Source organism: Synechococcus sp. A10-1-5-1 (assembly GCF_023115425.1).
In the GTDB taxonomy this organism is placed as follows: Bacteria; Cyanobacteriota; Cyanobacteriia; order PCC-6307; family Cyanobiaceae; genus Vulcanococcus.
In genome coordinates this window covers 2,020,891-2,043,494 of record NZ_CP096032.1, presented here as the reverse complement: position 1 = coordinate 2,043,494, position 22,604 = coordinate 2,020,891, and the positions used below count along the sequence as shown (strand labels likewise).

The following is a 22,604-nucleotide window of genomic DNA, read 5'->3' as shown; positions in this document are numbered from 1 at the left end:
CCGCTGTTCTCTAGACCCCTGAGTCCGCGCGCTGTTCTCCTGTTCGACATCGATGGTGTGATCCGCGATGTGGGGGGCAGCTACCGCAAGGCCATCGTGGAGACGGTGCACCACTACAGCGGCACACGCCCCCACGCCGAGAGCATCGATGCCCTCAAGGCCGAAGGCTGCTGGAACAACGACTGGGAGGCGTCCTTGGAGTTGCTGCGCCGCCAAGGCGAACAGGAGCTCCCAGCGTTTGAAGCGCTGGTGGAGGTGTTCAACGACTTCTATTTCGGCGGGGATCCAGGCGGCGACCCTGCGGCCTGGACAGGTTTCATCCGCAACGAACCCCTGCTGGTGGAGGCCGCGTTTTTTGCCGAGCTCTCGGCGGCAAATGTGTGCTGGGGTTTTGTCAGTGGGGCCGAGCCGCCCTCGGCCCGCTTCGTACTAGAGACCCGCCTGGGCCTACAGCAGCCGCCCCTGATCGCCATGGGGGATGCCCCTGACAAACCCGATCCCAGCGGCTTCCTGCGACTCGCCAGCGCACTGGCGCCGGCATCGGTACCCGTGGCCTACTTGGGGGACACCGTGGCCGACGTCACCACCGTGGTGCGGGCTCGCCAAGCAAGGTCGGGGCAGCACTTCATCAGCCTGGGAGTAGCCCCGCCGCACCTACAGGACAGCCACCGCCGTGGTGCCTATGAGGAGCAGCTGCGCGCGGCTGGCGCTGATGCGGTCATCGCCAGAACCTCTGATGTACTGGCGGCCTTAGAGCAGGCGATCGCCTAGCGCTCCAGGGCGGCCGGAGCTTTGAGGGCTGCGGCCGTCAGGTTCTCGTGACCGTGCTCGGTCACCGCCACGTCGTCTTCAATCCGGATGCCGATTCCCTTCCAGCGGGCCTCGATCTCCGGCTGCCCCTCGGGGACAGGCAGGCGGTCGCTGACGTAGAGACCGGGCTCCACGGTCAGGACCATGCCGGGCTCCAGGGCCACATGGTGCTCTCCCAAGCGATAGGCACCGACGTCATGGACATCGAGGCCCAGCCAATGGCCGGTGCGATGCATGTAGAGGTGGCGGTAGGCCCCCTGCTCGATGATCCCGTCCACCTCGCCGCGGAGCAGGCCCAGGTCGACCAACCCCTCAACCAGGACGCGAACGGCGGTGTCGTGAACCGCTTCAGCGGTCTGCCCCGGAGCCACGGCGGCCACGGCGGACTCTTGGGCGGCCAACACCAGGTCGTAGAGGGCGCGCTGCTCAGGGCTGAAGCGACCGTTGATCGGGAAGGTGCGGGTGATGTCTCCGTTGTAGTAGTCGTTTAAGGAGCAACCGGCGTCGATCAAGAGCAGATCGCCATCGCGCAGAACGGCGTTGTTCGCCGTGTAGTGCAGAACGCAGGCGTTATCCCCGCCCGCGACGATCGAGCCATAGGCCGGGCCCCGGGCACCTTGCTCGAAGAAGTGCTGCTCGATCACCCCCTGCACCTGCCGCTCGTTGAGCCCCGGGCGAGCCACCTGGCGAGCCAGTTCATGGGCCTCGGCGGAAATACGGGCCGCTTCGCGCATGCGCGCGACCTCCTCGGGGCTCTTGCGCAGCCGAAGGGCATGTAGGAGCGGGCAAGGAGCGACCAGGCCCAGGGCCGCAGCTCCGCTGCGAGGTGCCCGGTCCAGCTGGCCAGCCCAGGCCTGAAGAACGTGGGGCTCCACCTCGGGGTGTTTGCCCACCCGGAAGGCAATGCCTTCGGCTCCGCGCAGGTAATCCGCGAGCCGTTCAGCCAGCTCCTCGCGGGGGTGGGCCAGGTCGGCACCGAAGCGCTCCACGGCCCCTTCGCAGCCCCAACGGAACCCCATCCAGACCTCAGCGCTGGGTTCCTTGGGCTGCACGAACAGGACGAACCGTTCCCCCTCGGGCCGATGGGGCAAAAACAGCGCGACCGCATCGGGCTCATCGAAGCCCGTCAGGTACCAGAAGTCACTGTTCTGGCGAAAGGGCCATTCACAGTCGGCGTGGTGGGTCACCAGCACAGCAGCGGGAATCACCGCGGCGGCGCCACCAAGGGCCTCAAAGAAACGAGCACGGCGCTGGGCAAAGACGTCCGGAGCGAGCGACATGGAAGCGAGCGGTGCTGAGCGCGACGATGGCATAACCGCTTCAATGCATGGCGACCAGGCCCCTGCCCTTGCCTCAGCCCTCCACCGCTGAACGCTGCGCCCTCTTGCTCTCGCAGTGGCGGGGAGACCTGCGCCTGAGCGACCGAGAGCGCTCGCTCCTGGGGCCGGAACTGCGGACCCTGGATCAACAGTTGTTGGCCCTGAAGGAGCGCCGGCTGCGGGTAGCGGTCTTCGGCCGGGTGGGCGTTGGCAAGTCCAGCCTGCTCAACGCCCTGTTGGAGAAAAGCGTTTTTGCAACGGATGTGGCCCATGGCTGCACGCGCCGCCAACAGCGAGAAGCCTGGGGGATCAAGGTTCCCGATCTGAGCCAGGTCGAGCTGGTGGACACCCCAGGCATTGATGAGATCGCCGCCCGGGCCCGGCACCGCCTGGCGGCCCGGGTCGCCCTTGGGGCCGATCTGGTGCTGCTGGTGCTCGACAGCGATCTGACGACGCCGGAGTCCGAAGCGATCGAGCAGCTGCTCAGCGCCGGTAAACCGCTGCTGCTGGTGCTGAATCGAATCGACAATTGGCCCAGCGGCGAGCGGGCGGCACTGATCGAGAGCATCCGCTCCCGCCTCCCCCGCCAGGCGCAGCACCTCGAGATCCTGCCGGTGGCCGCCGCCCCGCGGCGGGCGGTCCTGCTGGAGGGGGGCCGGGTGCGCAGCGAACCAGAACCGGCTCGGATCGGCCCCTTGCGCACGGCCCTGCTGGAGCTACTCCAGGACCAGGGCTCCCTGCTGCTGGGCCTCAATGGGCTCAGGGCAGCGGACCGCTTTAGCCAGAGCCTGCACGCCTGGCGCCTGAAACGCGGCAAGGCCGCAGCCCAGGGACTGATTGGTCGCTATGCGGCGATGAAAGCCACGGGAGTGGCCGCCAACCCCCTGCTACTGCTGGATCTCGCCGGCGGCTTTGCCATCGACACTGCCTTGGTGCTGCAGCTCTGCAAGCTCTATGACCTGGAGATGAGCAGCAGCGGGGCCCGGGCCCTGTTGACGCGGCTCTCCGCCCAGAATGCCCTGCTGGGGGGGACGCAATTGGGCATCCAACTGCTACTGGGGGGACTGCGGCAGGTACTACTCCTGGCGGCCCCCCTGAGCGGTGGACTGAGCCTGGCCCCTGCCGCTCCGGTGGCCATGGCCCAAGCCGCCCTGGCCGTCTACAGCACCCGTCTCACCGGACGCTTGGCAGCGGCGGAGCTGTTGCGCAGCGCCCAACGGGGCCGCTTCCGGCCCGCTTCGCTGTTGCGGCGCCTGGCCGGTCAGGACCCCCAGGTGCGCGACTGGCTGCAGCAGTGGCAGCGCCTGGGTGGGGGCGCGATCGCCTCCGGCAACCTGCTGCCGTGAGCAGGCGCGAACTGGCCCTCTTTGGCACCAGTGCCGACCCACCGACCGAGGGGCATCGGGCGCTGCTGCTCGGCCTCGCCCAGCGCTACGGCCAAGTGGCGGCCTGGGCCAGCGACAACCCCTTCAAGCAGCACGGGGCTCCCCTGGAGCTCCGGGCCCAGTTGCTGGGCACCCTGATCGACAGCCTGGGCACCCCCCAGATCGAACTGGCCCAGGAGCTGAGCAGCCCCAAGGCGATTGAAACCCTGGAGCGCGCAACCAAGCGCTGGCCGGATCTGGAGCCCGTGTTTGTCGTGGGCGGGGATCTGGCCGGACAAATCCCCAGCTGGTATCGGGCCAAGGACCTGCTGCAGCGCTGCCGCCTGACGGTGGTGCCGCGGCAGGGGCAGCCCATGGCGGCCAACGCCCTCGAGCGGCTAGGGGAGCTGGGGGCCCAGGTCGAGCTGCTCGAGCTGCCTGTGCCGGCCACGGCCAGCTCCGCCATTCGAGACGGCCTGGAGAGCAGCTCGATCCCCGAGGCGCTCTGGCCCGTACTGCTCAAGCACAATCTCTATGGCCTGACCTCAAAGATCGCTCGCTAATGCGCATCGCCCTGGCCCAGATCAATCCCTTGGTGGGGGACCTGAGCGGCAATGGCGCCCAACTGCTGGAGGCCTGCCGCGGCGCCGCTGAGGGCGGAGCCGATCTGGTGGTCGCGCCGGAGCTGGCGCTTTGGGGCTATCCCCCGCGGGACCTGCTGCTGCGGCCATCCCTGCGGCAACGGCAGGACGACGTGCTCGATGACCTCGCCCGCGATCTCCCGGCTAAGCAGGCACTGCTCCTGGGGGTCAGTGAAACGGTCCGCGATGGCCAGCAGCCCGATCTGTTCAACAGCGTGGCCCTGGTGGAAGGGGGCTCCTGGCGGATCGTGGCCCGCAAACGGCTGCTGCCCAGCTACGACGTCTTCGATGAACGGCGCTACTTCCGCCCTGCCGAGGAAGCCTGCCTGCTGGAGCTGGAACGGGGCGGCCGCCGCTGGCGCCTGGGCCTGACCATCTGCGAGGACCTCTGGGTCGAAGAACAGCTGCACAACCAACGGCTCCTGGGGGGTGATCCCGTCGGGGACTTGGCGGCCCTGCGCCCGGACCTGCTGATCAACCTCTCGGCCTCCCCCTTCGGCCAAGGCAAACCCCAGCTGCGCCGGGAGCTGGCCAAGAGCGCCGCCCAGCGCTTGAGCGCTCCTGTGATCTACGTCAACCAGGTGGGAGGCAATGACGAGCTGATCTTCGATGGCGGAAGCTTCGTCACCACCGCAAACGGAGTGGTGGGCTGCCAGCTGGCCTTCGGCGCAGCGGATCTGGCCTCCTGGACAGTCGGCGCCGCCGCTGGCGAGACGGAGATCCCCCCTAACGAAGAACTGCTGCTGCGGGCCCTGGTGCTGGGGGTGCGGGATTACGCGCGCAAATGCGGCTTTGGCAAAGCCCTCTTGGGCCTGAGCGGCGGCATCGATTCCGCCCTGGTGGCTGTCCTGGCGGCGGCGGCCCTCGGCGGAGAACAAGTGCAGGCTCTACTGATGCCCTCCCCCTGGAGTTCCGAGGGATCGATCAACGACTCCCTGGACCTCGCCAAGCGGCTGGGCATCAACACCCAGACGGTGCCGATCGAGGGATTGATGGGGGGGTTTGATGCCGCCTTGAGCGATCCCTTGGGGGGAACGCCAGCGGGCGTGACAGCGGAAAACCTGCAATCGCGCATCCGGGGCACGCTGCTGATGGCGGTGGCGAATCAACAGGGGCAACTGCTGCTGACCACGGGCAACAAGAGCGAGCTGGCCGTGGGCTACTGCACCCTCTACGGCGACATGAATGGGGGGCTCGCCGTGATCGGCGACCTCTACAAATCAACCGTGTTTCATCTCTGCAACTGGATCGATTCCGAGGCCGCCCAGGCGGTGCGCCAGGAGCTGGGACTGCCGGCACAAGGGGAACTGATTGGAGCGGCGATTCGCGAGAAACCGCCCAGCGCCGAGTTGCGCCCCGATCAAAAGGACAGCGATTCGCTACCGGATTACGCCGTGCTGGATCCACTACTCAAGGCTCTGCTGGAGGAGCACCAAAGCCCTGAAGAGCTCAGCCAACAGGGCGCGGATCCTGCTCTCGCTATGCGGGTCATGGGTTTACTGCGCCGCGCAGAATTCAAGCGGAGGCAGGCACCACCGGTTTTGAAACTCAGCCAACGGGCCTTCGGGAGCGGTTGGCGAATGCCAATCGCGTCAAAGGGGTGAGCATCTAACTGTGGTGTTGAGACCGGAAGCAGAGGACATTGCCCTGGTCAGGAGCTGAAGACGACGGACGTCAAGGGTTAAAAAGCATGTGAAGCCAGCAATCAGCCCCGTGAGATCTGGCCCAGACCCCTACTGTTCACGAATACAAGTCATTCATTTCGGCCTTGACAATTCCGCAAGCGCGGAAACGCAGAAACGTCACACAAAATGAATCAAACCCACAGATATTCAGCATATGGGATGACACTTAAGAGCGATATAGCCCTGCCAGACCTCACCGAGATCAACGAAGAAACTCCGGAGATTGAGAACATAGAACTTAGAAACACTAATCACACTGCGTGGCCCTTGTTGTTGGATCCCAACCAACACAGCACTCCTTGCATCACGATGGTGCCCCAAGAATGGCGACTCGAGCTAGAGGGGATTGGCTGGTTCAGGGCAACGAACGGGCAGATTTTGGAATGGGAGCGCTGGAACGACAGCGTCAGCGATCGAGACATTCGCACCTTTCTTGTAACAAGTGGGCTTGGGGCATTAGCGATTCAGCGCGGCGAGCTGGTTGTGCATGGGACAGCCTTAGAGCGCGATGGACGCGCGATTGCATTACTTGGCCACCCAACAACCGGGAAATCGACCCTTGCATGGTGCCTTTTGCAGCAAGGCTGGAGGCTGATCAGCAGCGAAGTGACAGTGATTAAGGCAGACCGAACAATCCCCTTAGGACCACAGCACATCAAGCTTTGGCATGATGCAACTCAAAAACTCGGGATCGAAGCAGTAAACCTACCTCTCGTCCGGCGAGGCTTGAAACGCTACCGCATTACCCCAGCATCACAATCGTTGGCGACAGCCCCAACACCACTCTCCGCGATTTACATCTTAAATCGCTCAACGAACGGAGATGCAGACAACAACGACACACTCTCAGGCAAGATCAAAGTCAGCGAAGCACTAAATCAGCAAAGCGGTCTACTTGCGTTGCGCAACCAGGCTTTCCATGCCAGGTTTTATCGGGGCATGAACACCGAAGCACGACTCTTTATGCAGGCGACAGGCTGTGTTCGCTCGACTCCTGTCCATCGGTTACACCTACCGGATGACATACAGGCCATGTCAGAGGGTCTGAAGCAAATGGATTTACTCAACCCAGCTTCCCCCTCAAAGCCAGAACCAAGCGAGCAGGAGTCTTTCAATGACTAAAGATGGCTACTGGTATCTCGCCTCCTATCCCAAATCCGGGAACACATGGTGTCGAGTCTTCATTACTGAATTAAGGCGCTTATCGGGAGAGAGTGAACGCGAAGAACTTCACCTCAATCAAGACATTTCCACAGGCAGCATTGCCTCATCACGGCTATGGCTTGATGACCAACTCGGAATCAATACCTGTGATTTAAGTTTTGGAGAACTTGATCCCCTCCGAGGCAACGCCGGCACAAGTCAATGGGTTTTCGCAGAAGGTGAACGCTTCCACAAGACTCACGATGCATTTCACTCCCCAGATTCGCGTGGAAGACCGGTGGTGAGCACCCAAGGCTGCAATGGAGTCGTTTACCTGTTACGGCACCCCGAAGATGTCGCCATTTCACTCAGCAACTTCTTCTCGTGGCCCATCCAACGTTGCATTGAATTTCTCATCGATTCCGAAGCAGCACTTGTGCCGAGCATGCGCCATGGTGGACGTCAGGTCCGTCAACACATGGGGCGATGGGATCAACATGTACGGTCCTGGGCTGAGCAATCCATCCTCCCAGTCCTCACAATCCGATACGAGGATATGCTCGGCAATGGACAGGAAACGTTTTCACACTTAGCGCAGTTTCTTGGTTTACCCAGCGACTCAAACCTGATCGAACAAACAATCATCAATACATCCATAGAGAAACTCCAGACACTCGAAGCAAAGGTCGGCGGCTTTGCCGAGAAACCAAAAGGATGCAACCGATTCTTTCGATCAGGACGAAGCGGCGAAGGAGCAGAAAAACTGTCTCTTGAGCAGCGCCAAAGATTGGAAGAAAATCTGTCGGCGACCATGAAGCGCTTTGGTTACACGGGACCAACGAATCAATAAGTGACGTTCACCATTGACTACATCTTCGGAGCTATTAATGATGAGCTCAAGTCAGAACTTCGGGAGTTCTGGGATACCAATCGGGAATCCTACCGATCTGAGCTCAGGAGATTCAAAGAATCAACGGCCATCTCAACGATCAATCAAAGATCCATTATTCGACCATTAAGGATACAAGCAGCTACCACATCCCGAGATTCACTTGGCCGGATTACCGGGGTCGTTTTTGTCGCCCTTCGAACACTAGACCCAGAACTGCATCTAGGAAGCCACGCCTACTTTCAAAGAATGTACGTCCTTCCCAGCCATCGCACCCCAAGACTTAGCAATCAGCTCTATACAACATTCCTCAGAGAGTTTAAAAGCGACAACCCAAACAGAGACCATCGAGCAACACATTTATTAACAGAGAATATCAACCCAGGCTTGCGGCAAGCGTCCATGAGGCGCTATTTTGCGCGGCATGGATTCAAGATAATTGGCCAGAATAAAGCCAAGAGCGAAATATGGGCAATAGAGCTAAGAACGACATTCAACTTCTAGGCCTTATCTGCGCCTCTAGTAATAATAATTGCCGCTAGATCACCAAACGCTAGCAATAATTTCTTTTGCGATCGCGATAGAAAGCCACTCCTCTACGCTCATCCGGCACTGCTCAGGAGTGACTTCATATTCCGCCAAGAGTTTTTCACAAATCTGCTCGAGCGTCATAGGCGAATGCAATGCATCCCAGATCGCAGAGCCGGTTTCATTAAGCACTAAGTAGTCACAAGTACTGCTTTGAAATAGAGCAGTTTGACCATCAAGCTCACTGCAAACAACAAGTGGACTTCGCTTAAAGCGCTTGACAAAATCAGAAACACACTCCAACAGGCGCGACCCCCTATTGCAAAATCATGCTAAACGGACGACTGCAACAATAGTCATAAACACATGAAATTGAAAGCATGTATCGCCAGGGCAGCAGCAACTACCGTTTGCATTTGATTTGCGGCTCAATCAAATTCCAGAAGACTGGCATCAGGTGGCGGTGAGATTTAGACGAGCCAATGGCATCCGTGATGGTGATTTACGGCTATTGCTACGGTGAATAAATTGAGGAGATAAGCATATCATTAGAGATCTTGAATGCAGAGGCTGAGCTTACTTTGCCTAAATATTTAAAGTGGAATTAGTTAATATAGAAATCATCAATGGAAGAAATGCTGGCACGATATAGGTACCAGGTATTGGATGGCATTTAGGCGTGATTAGCAAGTGATTAAAGAAATAAAAAGTCCCTGCGCTAGCAAGGGCTTTGGGTGGTTAGGCTCTATCCTTTCAGCGGCACGTTACAGCGCTCACCAAAGAGTATTGAGCTAGAAAAATTTACTCTAATCCCAACAAGCGAAAAAATTTGGAGCCAACCATTCACCGCTCTCACAGTCGTTCACCCGCACATCCCTATTCTTCGCGGTCTCAGTTAATGCCTTGATCGTAGGCTTCTCCCACGCCTTCTTCTGCTTCTCACTTTGTGAAATTCCTGCTGTATTAAAACGCCACTTAATATCAGCAGAGAAGCGTGACTTAAACGCGCTGTCATAAGACAGATTGGTGCCAACCGTTACTCCCTCATTGATGCTGTAAGCCAGTCGCCCCAGCACGCCTGAGCCATCAGCTGTATTGAGGTCGCCATTCTGGTAGTAATAGCCAACGCTCAGCTTCCACTCTGGCGTGATGCTGTAGCCCGCATCAAACCCATACGTATCTAGTGCTCCTCCGTTGTAAGCACTATTCAACCTGTATTCCGTTGTTCCAGTTGGGATCAATCCATAGGCATTGAAGCTCCAGTCATCATTCACTGCCTCCAAGCCAAACGCTGCCTGCTGGAAAAAGACTGTCCGCTGACCAGAGACCGCAACACCCGTATCGGCATCACCCGTTGCCATCGGTCGGGTGTCATACCCACCGTTGACGCCAAACATCCAACTGCGATCACCATTCAGCCAGCGATACCCAAGCCTGGATGACGTGCTGATGGTGGTACCAGCCACCTTGGCATTAACGATGCTGCTGCTGTTGCCCCAGTCCGCGAAGTTCGCATTCGCCAGCACATCAGCAAAGAACACGCTGTTCTCTCCCACCACCAGCGGCATAAAGCCGCCAATGCCTGCCTCATTCGGGGTGCCAGCCGCTTGGGTTTGACCTTGAACTCCAACCTGCGGTTTCACCACATCCTTGAGGCGGATGCTCATCACTCCAAGGTCTTCCGCGCTCCCTTGCGCCACCTGAGCAGGCTTTGCGCTCACCTGAGGCATTGAGGCCAGTGCCAAAGCAGCTGCACCAGTGAGGGAGAGGCTCAGGCGTATGGACTATTGCATTGCGCTCGCGCTCAACTTCTGGCGGGAGTTTCGCCAGGAAATCCCCCATTGCCACTGGGCTTAGAGCACTTCGCTGGGTGGCAGAAAAATGAAAGAAGAGAAGCAGCCACTTCCATAGCCACCACGCTCTCCCAAACCCTGCCCCACGCCTTCTTCTGCCGTCCAGCGGAGGTCGTTGCTCCTGAACTGATTGGCTGCAAGTTGGTGAAACGCCAAACAGGCGACACCCTGCTCTGGGGTGTGGTGGTGGAAACGGAGGCGTATTCCCAGGACGACCCCGCCTGCCACGGCTACCGCCGCCGCTCCCCCAGCAACGAAACGCTCTTTGGTGAGCCAGGACGTTTTTACGTCTATGTGAGCTATGGCATTCACCACTGCGTCAAAAGGGTGGACGTTGAGAGGCATGGCCAAGTGCTGCGCTTCTCGCCAAGCTGAGGTCACCGCAAGCCTGCGACCGCTCCATGGCCGGCTCCATCGCACCCATCTCCAGCATCGGGGTGCCACGGGAAGTCAAACCCGATGAGCAGCGGGTTGCCCTCACCCCCGATGCCGTTCGCGAGCTGGTGAGCCATGGCCTCTCGGTCCGGGTCGAGCACGACGCCGGAGCTGGGGCCGGCATTGAGGACGCGGCCTATATCGCCGCCGGTGCGGAACTGGTCAGCCGCGAGGACGCCTGGGGCGCCCACCTCGTGGTCAAGGTCAAGGAACCCCAGGAAGAGGAATTTCCCTTCCTCCGCGCCGATCAGGTGCTCCTCACCTACCTGCACCTCGCCGCCTACCCCGCTGTCGGGCAAGCCCTGATCGAGGCCGGCACCACGGCCATCGCCTACGAGACCGTTCAGCTCTCCGACGGCAGCCTGCCCCTGCTGGCGCCGATGAGTGAAATAGCCGGTCGGCTCGCGGCCCAGGTCGGCGCCCACCTGCTGGAGAAACCCCATGGCGGCCGTGGGGTCTTAATGGGCGGCTGCACCGGTGTTCGTCCCGCCCGAGTAGTGGTCCTTGGCGCAGGAAGTGTCGGCTGGAATGCGGCCCGAGTCGCAGCAGCCATGGATGCGGAGGTCCTGCTGCTGGATCTCTCCCCCGAGCGGCTACGGCAACTGGAGCCGGCGCGCCAAGGGCGGATGGTGAGCCTGGTCAGCAGCGTCGGTCGCCTGGAGCGGCTCATCCCCAGCGCCGACCTGGTGATCGGTGCGGTGCTGCGACCGGGTGATCGTGCACCCACCTTGGTGAGCGAAGAGCTCGTCCAACGCATGCAGCCTGGTTCCGTCATCGTTGATGTCGCCATCGACCAGGGGGGCTGCATCGCCACCAGCCGGGAGACGACCCACACCGATCCGGTGGTCACCATCCATGGCGTACAGCACTACGCCGTCGGCAACATGCCCGGCGCCGTGCCCTACACCTCCACCGAAGCCCTGGTCAGCGTCACCCTTCCCTACATCCTGGCGATCGCTGGGCGGGGCCTGATCGAAGCCGTCACCGACCGGCCCGAACTGGTCTCAGGCCTGAACACCGTCGGCGGCTCCGTCTGCCATCCCGGTGTGGCCAAAGCTCTGGGGGTGGGCAATCGTCATCCGATGGCCTGCCTGAACTAAGACTCAGCATCCCTCCCTTTCCCGAAGAGGAGAGTTGTCCCTATTTGGGGCTATCTGGATGGCCTTGAGCAAGGCGAAAGTGACACCAACCCCGAAAGGGGGGTGCCTGAAAGACGACCCCCCGCACTTCTTTTGGATCGGGGGGTTTTTCGTATGACAGCACCAGAGAGAGAGACGCGGTTCAACGGTGGCTGGCACCTTGTTCCCTTGGACCAAAGTCCTGAGGACAGCGCCCAGCGGAAGCGCTTTATTCGTCAGTCTCATCAAAGCGAGAAGGCCCAGCCTGAAACCCAGGAGCAGGCCTGACCTCAGTTGCCCCCGCTCAGATGGCGCTGGTCGAATGCGCCTCTCTTTCAGTGATGGCGGACCGGCTTCCACTGAAATCCAACGATTACCCCCATATGGGGGTTCTGAGCTGAACGGAATCGGACGACGATGGCTGCGAAACGTCAGTCCATCCCCCCGGATACCTGCCCGGGGGGATTTTTTATGGGCTGCAGCAACGGATCGGCGACCCACTGCTTGGTGGCGAGGAGATTGGGTCGGGGGCGTCCCGACTCACCAGCCAACAAAAAGCCCCCACCTTGCGGTAGGGGCTTCTGATTCAACCGTCCTCGAGGTTCGAGTAGAAGCTGAATCGTTGGTTGGGTTCAGCCTCAGCCGATGGCGGGAGCTTGCAGAGCCACAGGAGTGGACTCAGCAGCAGCCAGGTCGAGGGGGAAGTTGTGAGCGTTGCGCTCGTGCATCACTTCCATACCGAGGTTGGCGCGGTTCAGCACGTCAGCCCAGGTGTTCAGCACACGACCCTGGGAATCCAGGATCGACTGGTTGAAGTTGAAGCCGTTCAGGTTGAACGCCATGGTGCTCACGCCCAGGGCGGTGAACCAGATGCCAACCACAGGCCAGGCAGCCAGGAAGAAGTGCAGGCTGCGGCTGTTGTTGAAGGAGGCGTATTGGAAGATCAGGCGACCGAAGTAACCGTGGGCAGCCACGATGTTGTAGGTCTCTTCCTCTTGGCCGAACTTGTAGCCGTAGTTCTGGGACTCGCTCTCGGTGGTTTCACGCACCAGGGAGGAGGTCACCAGGGAGCCGTGCATGGCGGAGAACAGGGAACCACCGAAGACACCAGCCACACCAAGCATGTGGAAGGGGTGCATCAGGATGTTGTGCTCAGCCTGGAACACCAACATGTAGTTGAAGGTGCCGGAGATGCCGAGGGGCATGGCGTCCGAGAAGGAGCCCTGACCGAAGGGATACACCAGGAACACAGCGGAAGCAGCAGCCACGGGTGCGCTGTAAGCAACGCAGATCCAGGGGCGCATGCCGAGGCGGTAGGAGAGTTCCCACTCACGACCCATGTAGGCGTAGATGCCGATGAGGAAGTGGAAAACAACCAGCTGGAAAGGACCGCCGTTGTACAGCCACTCGTCGAGGCTGGCAGCTTCCCAGATGGGATAGAAGTGCAGACCAATGGCGTTGCTGCTGGGGATGACAGCGCCAGAGATGATGTTGTTGCCGTAGATCAGGGAGCCGGCAACAGGCTCACGGATGCCGTCGATGTCGACGGGGGGTGCTGCCACGAAGGCAACGATGAAGCAGATGGTGGCGGCCAGCAGGCAGGGAATCATCAGAACGCCGAACCAACCCACATAGAGGCGGTTGTCGGTGCTGGTGACCCACTCGCAGAACTGGTTCCACGCAGAAGCGCCTTGGCGCTGCTGGATGGTGGTCGTCATGAGTACGGGAAAGAAAGGCCTCAACGGACTTGCCGTTGGAGCGGGGATGCAGAACGGCCCATGCGGGCTGTTGCACCTGAAGTTATGAGTGGTGCCCATCAGAAGGGAACCCTTTTGGTGATCGCCTCTAGCGATCACATCAATAACCAGAGCTGATCAGCCTCAGTGCCACTGGAGTCTTGAGGTCGACTTGGACTGAATTGCCCCCAAATGGGGCTATGGCGATCGTCAAGTAGGGCCGGAGAGTATCTGCAGCCCCCGGGAGGGGCACCGAAGAGCAGACGGCCCCCGTTCAACGACGGGGGCTTTTCTTTTGCCTCTGCCGATCAGGGTCTGCGATACAGAGTGGTTTGACCGTTGTGTCAATCAAGCCTCAGCGTCCAGGTAGAGCCAACGGCCCTCGAGCACCTCGCCCTGGCGGCCGAAACGGGAGCACTCCCTCAGCACATTGGTGTGCCCGACCTGGCGGTAGTGGGCCTCAAAGGTCACCGTGCCAGTGAGGTCGCCCGCCTCTCCAGCCTCGGTGGCAGTAATGCGGAGCCGAGTCCAACGCACCCCGCGGTTGCTTGCCTTCAGCGCCTGACGCCGCTGGGCCTGGGGCAGCTCCGAGGGATGGGTCTCAATCAGGTAGTCGATCAGGCCCCGGCTATAGGCGCTGTAGCGCGAGCGCATCAACTGTTCCGCGCTCACCGGACGTGCCTTGCCTAGATGGAACGGCTCACAACAGTTGGCGTAGCGCTCCCCGCCGCAGGGACAGGGCTCAGCCGGCTGGCCAAAGCCGGCCATCAGCCGAGCCGCCCCAGCGGACGCTGCAGGGCCTGGGGGTTGATCCCCTCCCGCAGGGCCAGCAGCAAACCAGCCGCCTCGCTATAGCTGGAGGCCCGGAGCACCTCGATCCCCAGGGCCTCGGCCGTCACCGAGAGGACACAAGGGTTCTCCACCGCGATCACCGGAACACCCTGCTCGGCGCAGGCCAAGACCGCCGCACCCCCCAGGGCACCGGCCGGGGCTACCACGGCGCCAATCTGATCGGGGCGAATCGATCCCGCGGGGGCCTGGGCCGCAGGCCAGAGCGCCGGAGCCCGACTCAGGCCCACCAGGACGCAGGGCAGGAAGGTGTAGCCGAGCTCTTCTCCCGCTGCCCGAGGGTCCAACTGGGGGTCAATCTCCAGGGGGCTCAGGGCTGGGGCATGGGCGCAGGGCAGGTTCAGTTGACGGCTGAGCCAGTGGCTGATCACCGCCTCAGCGCCAGCCAAGGCATCGACGCCGCCCCCTTGGCGGTAGGCCGTCAGGGCGTCGCTATCAGGGTCATCAGGGAAGCGAGCAATCACGGCGATGGCCGTGGCGCAAGCATCCCGCAGGCGTTCCCCGGCCTCCAGCAAGACATCGGGGCGCTCCAGTTGTCCCCAGCTCGCCCCGCTCTCCCCTTGGCTCAGGCTCACCCCGATCGGGGCGGAGGTGATTTCGACAGGTCCGATGCTCAGACCCAGACTGGCGCGGCAACCGTCGGCGACCTGCAGGTGGCGGAGGCGCAGCTCCTCCTCAATCCCGGCATCCAGCAGCAGGCCGATACGCTGGCTGCGAATCGGTTCAAGCGCCAGTTCACCCGAGGCAAAGCGATCCAGGCTGGATCCCTCGACGTAGTGAATGCGCGGGTCGCTCCAGTAGAGCGAGGCCCCATTCATCACGTTGGGATGGGTGATCAGACAGCCACTGGCGGCCGCCAACAGCCGGGCCGCGGGCACCGCATCACCGGCGTAGCCACCCACTTCACAGCCAATGCCCGTGGGCACCACCATCAAGGTGGGCAAGGGCTCCCCAGGACGGGTCATACGAGAAGGGCCGGCTGGTAAACCATCGCTTCGAGGGTCAGCTGGCGCCCGCCATCGGGCCGGCAGGCCGCCTCGGTAATCGCCCAGCGCAGAGGCACGCCGTGGGTCCGCAACGCGGCCTCGATCTGCGGCAACAGCGGACCAGGTTCACAGACGAGCGTGAGCGCCAGGGAGCGAAAACCAGAGAGCCCTGGACTCACTTTTGGTACTGACCGAACTGCGCTTCGTAGAGGGCATCCTCCTGGCCGGCGACCACCTTGAGGTCGCTGCGGGGGAAGGCCACACAGAGCAGCGCGAAGCCCTGTTCCTGCAGATCTGCCTTGACGCCCATGGCGTCGGGCTGATGCACAGAACCCTCTTTGACGACGGCCGCACAGGTCGTGCAGACACCGGAGCAGCAGGAGCTGGGGACAGGCACGCCGGCAGCTTCAGCAGCAGCGAGAACGGTCTGATCGGCGGCGCAGCTGAAGCTATGGCTAGCGCCGTTGAGTTCACAGACAACGGTGTAGGTCTCGCCCATGGATGGAGCTGCTCAGTCCAGAAGGTCCCCATTGTCCAGGATCACGGCTCGCTCAGCGGACTCCACTGCTGCGGATGGGGGGCCAGGTATTCAGGGGGGGCCGCCCCTGGCTGATCGCAGAGGGGAGCGCTGAGGGCCAGATCAAAGGCCAAGGACACCCTGAGGTCATCGTCGTCCTCATTGGCCGTCACGGCGTGGTCGACCTGGGCAGGGAAGAGCACCAGCAATCCAGCCCTGGGTGCCAAATCGAAATGGGGTGCGTTCCAGGTGATCGCACCGTCGAGGGGGCCGCCATGGCCCACCGCCAAGCCCGGCACCAGCTCATTGCACTGACCGGCGGGGTAAAGACGCAAGCAACCGCTCCGTCCCGATCCATCACCGTTGAGATAGACGATGGCGCTCAGGTGGGCATTGGGGTGGTGGTGCCGGCCAACCACCTGCCCGGGTTCACTGACCACCGGCCAGGCCCGCTGAATATGCAGGGCCACCTGGTCGCACTGAAAACCAAGCTGCGCCAGGTACTCCCAGGCATGCCGCCGCACCAGCTCAGTGATGGCCGCAAAGGCCGGGAGCTGGTGCACCTGCCAGACACCGTTGATGTCACCGGTCCAGGCACAGCCTGGATTGGGGTTACCGCTCTCCTCCCCGCGCAAGGCCAAGGCGTCCTGCAACAACAGGACGGAATCCATGGGATCCAAGGGCAGCTGCGCTGTGGCTAGGGCCAACGGGAACAGCGGTTGCAAGGAAAGCGTCATGACAGGCAGGCGCTGTAGTCATCCTGCGATGCCGCACTCCAGCCACAAAAAAAGCCCTCCCCGAAGGGAGGGCTTGGGAGACAACAGAGCAAAAAAGCTCAGGACATGGCGGCGGCGCCACCAACCACTTCCAGGATCTCCTGGGTAATGGCGGCCTGACGCGCCTTGTTGTAGTCCAGGGTCAGGGACTTCGCGAGGGCCTTGGCGTTGTCGCTGGCGTTGTTCATAGCGGTCATCCGGCTGGCGAGCTCGGAGGCGGCCGCTTCCTGCAGGGAACGAAGCAGCTGGTTCTGCAGATACAGAGGCAGCAGGGCGTTCAGCAGCTGATCGGGGCTCTGTTCGAACACCAGATCAGAGGGGAGCGAGGGCTGGTCATTGTTGACCTTGCCGGTTTCAACACCCAGCTGACCATCACGGGTGGTGAGACGGAAAATCTCGTCATCCGCGCTGGCGATGCCCTGGGGGTCCAGGGGCAACAACGTCTGGGAAACAGGCTTGGAGCTCACCAAGTTGATGAACTTGGTGAAGATGATCTCGACGCGATCGGTGGTGCCAGAGAGGAACTCAGCGAGCACCTCGTCGGCGATCTTGCCGGCTTCAGACGCGTTGGGCACCTGTTCGAGCCCCATGAAGGTGGCGCGAATGGTGTACTGGCTGGCGCGGTTCTGGAAGTAGGTGGCGACCTTACGGCCGATCAACACCAGATCCACGTCATAGCCCTGAGACTTCAGCTCAGCGTGACGCTGTTCCGTGCGCTTGATGATGTTGGCGTTGTAGCCACCGCACAGGCCCCGGTCGCCGGTGACGGCAAGCAGGGTGATGGTGCGGACGTCACGGTTCTCGAGCAGCGGCGCATCGGCAGTCTCGAACTGCATACGGGTCTGGAGGTTCTCCAGAACGCGTGCAAGTCGGTCAGCGAACGGACGGCTGCGCAGAACCTGTTCCTGGGCCCGGCGGACCTTGGCAGCTGCCACGAGACGCATGGCCTCGGTGATCTTCCGGGTGTTTTTAACGGAACTGATCCTGTCGCGGATCTCCTTCAGGTTGGCCATGGATTTGGACTCTCCGGATTAACCGTCAGGGATCAGGCCGCAGCCAGCATCGAAGACTTCACTTCGTTGATGGCATCCTTGAGCATGGCCTCAGCGTCTTCGCTGAGCTGCTTCTCGGTCTGGATCTTGGTGATGAACTCGGGCTTGTTGCTCTTCAGATACTCGCGGAGTTCGCGGCAGAACTGAACAACGGACTCGACGGGAACTTCGTCGATCAGACCCTTAACGCCGGCGTAAACGACAGCGACCTGCTCGGCCAGGATCAGGGGGCTGAACTGGGGCTGCTTCAGGATCTCGCGGAGACGCTTACCACGGGCCAGCTGCTGCTGGGTAGCCGCGTCCAGGTCAGAAGCGAACTGGGAGAAGGCCGCCAGTTCGTCGAACTGAGCCAGCTCGAGCTTGAGGGTACCGGCGATCTTCTTGATGGCCTTGGTCTGGGCAGCACCGCCCACCCGGCTCACGGAGATACCCACGTTGATGGCGGGGCGGAGACCGGAGTTGAACAGGTCGGAGCTCAGGAACACCTGACCGTCCGTGATCGAGATCACGTTGGTCGGGATGTAGGCCGAGACGTCACCGGCCTGGGTTTCGATGATCGGCAGGGCGGTCATGGAGCCCTTGCCCATGGCGTCGCTCAGCTTGGCGGCGCGCTCAAGCAGACGGCTGTGGCAGTAGAAGACGTCGCCGGGGTAGGCCTCACGACCGGGGGGACGACGGAGCAGCAGGGACATCTGGCGGTAAGCCTGGGCCTGCTTGGTCAGGTCGTCATAGATGACCAGGGTGGCCTTGCCCTTGTACATAAAGGACTCAGCAATGGCAGCGCCGGTGTAGGGAGCCAGGTACTGCAGAGCGGCGGACTCGGAGGCGTTCGCAGCCACGATCACGGTGTAGTCCAGGGCGCCCTTCTCACGGAGCACTTCCACGACGTTGGCCACAGAAGCAGCCTTCTGACCCACAGCGACGTAGACGCAAACAACGTCTTCGCCCTTCTGGTTGATGATCGTGTCGATCGCGATGGCGGTCTTGCCGGTCTGGCGGTCACCAATGATCAGCTCGCGCTGGCCACGACCGATGGGGATCATCGCGTCGATGGCGGTGATGCCGGTCTGCATGGGCTCATGCACCGACTTGCGCTGAATAATGCCAGGCGCCATCGATTCGATCAGGCGCGTCTCGCTGGTCGGGATGTCACCCTTGCCATCGATGGCCTGGCCCAGGGGGTTCACCACACGGCCGAGCAGGGCGTCGCCAACTGGCACCGAGGCGATCTTGCCGGTGGCCTTGACGGTGCTGCCCTCTTGAATGCCGCGACCCTCACCCATCAACACCGCGCCGACGTTGTCGTCTTCGAGGTTGAGAGCGATGCCTTCGGTGCCGTCTTCGAACTGGATCAGCTCACCGGCCATGACCTGCTCAAGGCCATAGACGCGGGCGATGCCGTCGCCGACCTGCAGCACGGTGCCGACGTTGCTGACGGAAACCGACTTGTCGTAATCAGCGATCTGTTGCTTGAGGATCGCGCTGATCTCGTCGGGGCGGATGGAAACCATGGGAGGCGTTGGGGTTGAGGACGAGGGGTGAGAAAGGGGTTCGGGTGCGGAGCTAGCTCACCTTGGCCAGCGCCAGTCCGAGGCGACGCACCTGACCCGCGAGGCTGGCGTCGATCACCTTGGAGCCGACTTTGACGACGAAACCGCCGATCAAATTGGGGTCGACACTCAGATTGATCTCCAGCTTGTCGGTACCGGCCACGGCCTGAACCTTCTTGCTGAGCTCAGCCTGTTGCTCCTCATTGAGAGCAGAGGCAGAGGTGACAGAAGCGAGAGCGATGTTGCGCTGCTCGCGGTAGAGCTCGAGCGTGCGATCCAGCACAGCGTCGAGCATGCCGATGCGCTGGCGGTCGGCCAGCAGCTTCAGCAGATTGAGGAAAGAGGGCTTGAGTTGATCAGCAAAGAGCTTCTCAATGGCTGCCTTCTTGGCGGCCACCTCCAAAACAGGAGAACCCATGGCTTCCCGGAGGTCAGGCGAGTCGTTCCAAAGGGCAAGAACAGCCTTGGCTTGTTCGATGACCTCGTCGGCTTCATTCCGACTTTCGACCACCTGAAGGAAAGCCTCGGCGTAGGGGGTCGTGACGGTGTTGAGCAGCGGCATCAGGCGTTCCCCAACGTTTTGATGGACTGATTCACCAGCTTTGCCTGACCATCAGCGTTGAGCTTGCCCGGCAGGGTGGCTAGAGCCTTCTCGATGGCCAGTCGGGCTGCCTCACGGCGGAGCTGATTGCTGACACGGGAAGCCTCAGCATCGAGATCCGCAGCAGCGCCCTGCTTAAGACGCGCCATCTCATCGATGGTGCGCTTCTCAGAGTCAAGGCGGATGGCTTCGGCGCGAGCCTTGCCGTCAACACGAATCTGATCGGCCTTCTGCTGGGCAGCGGCCAGATCCTGTTGGGCTTGGGACAAAGCTGCAGTCGCAGAACTGAGGCGCTCTTCAGCGTCCTTCAGATCAGCAAGGATGATCGCGCGTCGGCGCTCAAGAATGCCGCCAAGGAAATTAGGCAGAAACTTGTAGAGCGCGAAAATGACAATCGCGAGGTTGATGATGTTGGTCTCGAACAGGTCGAAGTTGAGACCAAAGCTGCCGTGGGAGGCGAAAAGGCTTGGAAGAGTCATTTTGCAGCCAGCAGACGATCGACGATCAGATCGCCGAGCTTGTCGGCGTCAGACTTGAGCTGACTCAGAGCTGACTCGCGTTGAGCATCAATCTCACGGCGAGCCTGCTCACGGGAAGCATTCGCATCAGCAGTCGCAGCAGCGAGTGCATCCCGGTAGAGCTTGTCGGAATCTTGCTCCGCTTCTTGAATCAGCTTCTGGCTGGCCACTCGGGCCTCCTTCAGCTGATCACGAAGATCTGCTTCCAGTCGCTCGACCTGGGCAAGCTTCTGCTTGGCCTCGGCCCGGCTGGTGATGACGTAACCCTCGCGTTCTTCGACGACACGACCGACGGGACGGAAGAACAGGGAGTTGAGGATGAAGGTGAGGAGAACCACCTGTACTGCCATCAAGGGCAGGGTGGCATCGAGGTCAAAGAGACCTCCCTCCGTTGCACCTAGCAAAAGCCAGCTGGTCATGAGGCGATGGCGCGGGCGGAAGAGAGCGGACGCAAGACAGGGGTCTGAGGCGAAGGTTGGATGGACCGGACGGCTGTCCGGTCCAATTCACCTCAGACGCGATCAGCCAGCGAAGGGGTTGGCGAACAGCAGCACCAGAGCGACCACAAGGCCGTAGATGGTGAGAGCTTCCATGAAGGCCAGGGACAGCAGCAGGGTGCCGCGGATCTTGCCGTCAGCCTCGGGCTGGCGAGCGATGCCTTCAACAGCGGAGCCGGCAGCGGTGCCCTGACCGATACCAGGGCCAATGGCGCCGAGGCCGACAGCCAGACCAGCGGCGATCACGGACGCTGCAGAGGTGATGGAATCCATGGTGGAACTAAGGATGTAGGGCGCTGGGAGAGCGCGGATTGGGACCGGGACGTTATCCCTGCGCCTGGGACATCTGGTGAGACCGAAGATGGGCCCGGATCGAGCCGGACCTGCGCGCAGAGAGTTTGGCAGATCGGGTGACCCCGAACTGACCTGAAGACTGATCAGAGATCAGTGATGTTCTTCGTGGACAGCCTCGCCGATGTAGTTGCCGGCGAGGGTCGCGAAGATCAAAGCCTGGATTGCACTGGTGAAAAGGCCAAGGAACATGGCCGGCAGGGGCACCAGGATGGGGACCAAGAACGCAAGAACTGCGACAACCAACTCGTCCGCAAGGATGTTTCCGAACAAACGGAAGGACAGGGACAGAGGTTTGGTGAAGTCCTCGATGATCTTGAAAGGAAGCATGATCGGAGTGGGCTCCACGTAGTACTCGAAGTACCGGAAACCCTTCCGACTCAGGCCTGCATAGAAGTAGGCCAGTGACACCAACAGAGCCAGAGCAACAGTGGTGTTGATGTCAGCGGTCGGAGCACCAAGCTCACCGTTCGGGAGATGGACCAACTTCCAAGGGACCAGGGCTCCACCCCAGTTGCTCACGAAGATGAACAAAAAGAGGGTGCCAACGAAGGGCAACCAATCCCGATAAGCCTTTTCACCGATCTGCTCTCTGGCGAGGTTACGGATGTAATCCCAGAGGAATTCGATGAGGTTTTGGACACCGCGTGGATCGCGCTCCATCTTGCGGGTGCCCACAAAGATGAAGGCCAGCAGGGCTCCGATCACAACCCAGGAGCTCAGGAACACCTGTCCGTGAATCTTGAGATTCCCAAGCTGCCAGTAGAGGTGTTGGCCCACCTCCAATTCGGCTAAAGGAAGAACGAGTGGCAAGGAACCCATTGGGTCAGCGTTCGGTGTCGCTTTGGCGACGTTGAAAAAGGTAGGCGCTCAAAGATCTGAGAGAGCCTGAAAAATCACGACGGGCTTGTAGAGGAGAAAGCCAAGAAAAATTGGCAGGATCTCGAGCTCAGGCAGACGAATCGCTGCCATCACAAGCACCACGGGGACAAGCAGCTGAAGCTTTCCAACCTTCTTTGAACCTTGAGCAAGCTTTCCGACGCTGCGGGCAAGAAGCCGCATGTAGAGAGCTCCACCGAGGCCGCCAATCAGCACGCTGATGGCAGTGTGAAGGTCGAAGATCAGAGCCGTGATGGGCACTGCAGAAGCAGCAACCAAAACTGTGGCCAGTATCAAGCGACGCTGAAGTCGGTCGAAGTCGTCCAGGGAAGAATCCGCTCCGACGACCATTGGGTCATCAAGAGCGCCATCAGCCTGGTTCAACTCCGTTTCCAGAGAGGTGACCTCCATCGACTGGTCCACCGTGTGCCCCAGGTTCATCGAAACCTCTCGAGGAGAGTCCGAATCGGGTTGAGGCGGTGAAAGAGCCAACAAAGGCGCCTTTGC

At 61.1% G+C, this 22,604-nt stretch carries 24 protein-coding genes and 1 pseudogene; 8 read left to right on the top strand and 17 right to left on the bottom strand.

Annotated features, from left to right (window positions below):
- The first annotated feature begins 57 nt into the window (after positions 1-57).
- Entirely contained in the window at positions 58-771 is a 714-nt protein-coding gene (locus MY494_RS10925) for a TIGR01548 family HAD-type hydrolase (RefSeq protein ID WP_247910270.1), read from the top strand.
- Here MY494_RS10925 and MY494_RS10920 read toward each other — a convergent pair.
- Positions 768-2,090, bottom strand: a complete 1,323-nt coding sequence (locus tag MY494_RS10920) for an aminopeptidase P N-terminal domain-containing protein (protein ID WP_247910269.1) — start codon at positions 2,088-2,090, stop codon at positions 768-770. The genes MY494_RS10925 and MY494_RS10920 overlap by 4 nt on opposite strands.
- A gap of 47 nt (positions 2,091-2,137) precedes the next feature.
- On the opposite strand from MY494_RS10920, the gene MY494_RS10915 reads away from it, so the two are divergent.
- The 5 genes from MY494_RS10915 (at position 2,138) to MY494_RS10895 (ending at position 7,812) form a co-directional block, all read left to right on the top strand.
- Positions 2,138-3,475 carry a GTP-binding protein gene (locus MY494_RS10915; protein WP_247910268.1) on the top strand — a complete coding sequence of 446 codons (1,338 nt, stop codon included), beginning with the start codon at positions 2,138-2,140 and terminating at the stop codon, positions 3,473-3,475.
- Positions 3,472-4,056 (top strand): nicotinate-nucleotide adenylyltransferase, encoded by a 585-nt coding sequence (locus MY494_RS10910; protein ID WP_247910267.1) that lies wholly within the window; start codon positions 3,472-3,474, stop codon positions 4,054-4,056. Before MY494_RS10915 ends, MY494_RS10910 begins: the two co-directional genes overlap by 4 nt.
- Positions 4,056-5,738: an NAD+ synthase gene (locus MY494_RS10905; RefSeq protein ID WP_247910266.1), complete on the top strand. Its 1,683-nt coding sequence runs from the start codon at positions 4,056-4,058 to the stop codon at positions 5,736-5,738. Before MY494_RS10910 ends, MY494_RS10905 begins: the two co-directional genes overlap by 1 nt.
- A gap of 240 nt (positions 5,739-5,978) precedes the next feature.
- On the top strand, positions 5,979-6,941 hold the full coding sequence (locus MY494_RS10900) for a hypothetical protein (protein WP_247910265.1): 963 nt from the start codon (positions 5,979-5,981) through the stop codon (positions 6,939-6,941).
- Positions 6,934-7,812 carry a sulfotransferase domain-containing protein gene (locus tag MY494_RS10895; RefSeq protein ID WP_247910264.1) on the top strand — a complete coding sequence of 293 codons (879 nt, stop codon included), beginning with the start codon at positions 6,934-6,936 and terminating at the stop codon, positions 7,810-7,812. Before MY494_RS10900 ends, MY494_RS10895 begins: the two co-directional genes overlap by 8 nt.
- A 582-nt stretch (positions 7,813-8,394) precedes the next feature.
- Here MY494_RS10895 and MY494_RS10890 read toward each other — a convergent pair.
- Positions 8,395-8,682 (bottom strand): PqqD family protein, encoded by a 288-nt coding sequence (locus tag MY494_RS10890; protein WP_247910263.1) that lies wholly within the window; start codon positions 8,680-8,682, stop codon positions 8,395-8,397.
- Between the two features lie 503 nt (positions 8,683-9,185).
- Positions 9,186-10,109, bottom strand: a complete 924-nt coding sequence (locus MY494_RS10885; protein ID WP_247912033.1) for a carbamoyl-phosphate synthase L chain — start codon at positions 10,107-10,109, stop codon at positions 9,186-9,188.
- A gap of 177 nt (positions 10,110-10,286) precedes the next feature.
- Between MY494_RS10885 and MY494_RS10880 the strand changes: the two are divergent.
- Both MY494_RS10880 and ald read left to right on the top strand, forming a co-directional pair.
- A pseudogene (locus MY494_RS10880) lies at positions 10,287-10,563 on the top strand (DNA-3-methyladenine glycosylase); the annotation flags it as partial.
- A gap of 70 nt (positions 10,564-10,633) precedes the next feature.
- A complete protein-coding gene (ald, locus tag MY494_RS10875; RefSeq protein ID WP_247910262.1) occupies positions 10,634-11,767 on the top strand; it encodes an alanine dehydrogenase in 1,134 nt (377 codons plus the stop codon).
- A gap of 656 nt (positions 11,768-12,423) precedes the next feature.
- Here ald and psbA read toward each other — a convergent pair.
- The 14 genes from psbA to MY494_RS10805 form a co-directional block, all read right to left on the bottom strand.
- Positions 12,424-13,503 carry a photosystem II q(b) protein gene (gene psbA / locus MY494_RS10870; RefSeq protein ID WP_247909500.1) on the bottom strand — a complete coding sequence of 360 codons (1,080 nt, stop codon included), beginning with the start codon at positions 13,501-13,503 and terminating at the stop codon, positions 12,424-12,426.
- 366 nt (positions 13,504-13,869) lie between these two features.
- Positions 13,870-14,289 carry a YchJ family protein gene (locus MY494_RS10865; RefSeq protein WP_247910261.1) on the bottom strand — a complete coding sequence of 140 codons (420 nt, stop codon included), beginning with the start codon at positions 14,287-14,289 and terminating at the stop codon, positions 13,870-13,872.
- Positions 14,289-15,335, bottom strand: coding sequence for a DUF3326 domain-containing protein (locus MY494_RS10860; protein WP_247910260.1), 1,047 nt, complete (start codon positions 15,333-15,335; stop codon positions 14,289-14,291). Before MY494_RS10860 ends, MY494_RS10865 begins: the two co-directional genes overlap by 1 nt.
- A complete protein-coding gene (locus tag MY494_RS10855) occupies positions 15,332-15,535 on the bottom strand; it encodes a hypothetical protein (RefSeq protein ID WP_247910259.1) in 204 nt (67 codons plus the stop codon). The genes MY494_RS10860 and MY494_RS10855 overlap by 4 nt, the downstream gene beginning before the upstream one ends.
- Positions 15,532-15,855, bottom strand: a complete 324-nt coding sequence (locus MY494_RS10850; protein WP_247910258.1) for a 2Fe-2S iron-sulfur cluster-binding protein — start codon at positions 15,853-15,855, stop codon at positions 15,532-15,534. The genes MY494_RS10855 and MY494_RS10850 overlap by 4 nt, the downstream gene beginning before the upstream one ends.
- Before the next feature lie 41 nt (positions 15,856-15,896).
- Entirely contained in the window at positions 15,897-16,610 is a 714-nt protein-coding gene (locus MY494_RS10845) for a putative 2OG-Fe(II) oxygenase (protein WP_247910257.1), read from the bottom strand.
- Between the two features lie 98 nt (positions 16,611-16,708).
- A complete protein-coding gene (locus MY494_RS10840) occupies positions 16,709-17,662 on the bottom strand; it encodes a F0F1 ATP synthase subunit gamma (RefSeq protein WP_247910256.1) in 954 nt (317 codons plus the stop codon).
- Positions 17,663-17,694: 32 nt separating this feature from the next.
- Complete coding sequence (atpA, locus tag MY494_RS10835) at positions 17,695-19,212, bottom strand: F0F1 ATP synthase subunit alpha (RefSeq protein ID WP_247910255.1); 1,518 nt, start codon at positions 19,210-19,212, stop codon at positions 17,695-17,697.
- 52 nt (positions 19,213-19,264) lie between these two features.
- Positions 19,265-19,813 carry an ATP synthase F1 subunit delta gene (atpH, locus tag MY494_RS10830; protein WP_247910254.1) on the bottom strand — a complete coding sequence of 183 codons (549 nt, stop codon included), beginning with the start codon at positions 19,811-19,813 and terminating at the stop codon, positions 19,265-19,267.
- Positions 19,813-20,331, bottom strand: coding sequence for a F0F1 ATP synthase subunit B (locus MY494_RS10825; RefSeq protein WP_247910253.1), 519 nt, complete (start codon positions 20,329-20,331; stop codon positions 19,813-19,815). Before MY494_RS10825 ends, atpH begins: the two co-directional genes overlap by 1 nt.
- Positions 20,328-20,789, bottom strand: a complete 462-nt coding sequence (locus MY494_RS10820; protein WP_247910252.1) for a F0F1 ATP synthase subunit B' — start codon at positions 20,787-20,789, stop codon at positions 20,328-20,330. Before MY494_RS10820 ends, MY494_RS10825 begins: the two co-directional genes overlap by 4 nt.
- A gap of 102 nt (positions 20,790-20,891) precedes the next feature.
- On the bottom strand, positions 20,892-21,140 hold the full coding sequence (gene atpE / locus MY494_RS10815; RefSeq protein WP_010310940.1) for an ATP synthase F0 subunit C: 249 nt from the start codon (positions 21,138-21,140) through the stop codon (positions 20,892-20,894).
- 171 nt (positions 21,141-21,311) lie between these two features.
- Positions 21,312-22,040, bottom strand: coding sequence for a F0F1 ATP synthase subunit A (gene atpB, locus MY494_RS10810; protein ID WP_247910251.1), 729 nt, complete (start codon positions 22,038-22,040; stop codon positions 21,312-21,314).
- 48 nt (positions 22,041-22,088) lie between these two features.
- A complete protein-coding gene (locus MY494_RS10805; RefSeq protein ID WP_247910250.1) occupies positions 22,089-22,508 on the bottom strand; it encodes an ATP synthase in 420 nt (139 codons plus the stop codon).
- Between the last annotated feature and the right edge of the window lie 96 nt (positions 22,509-22,604).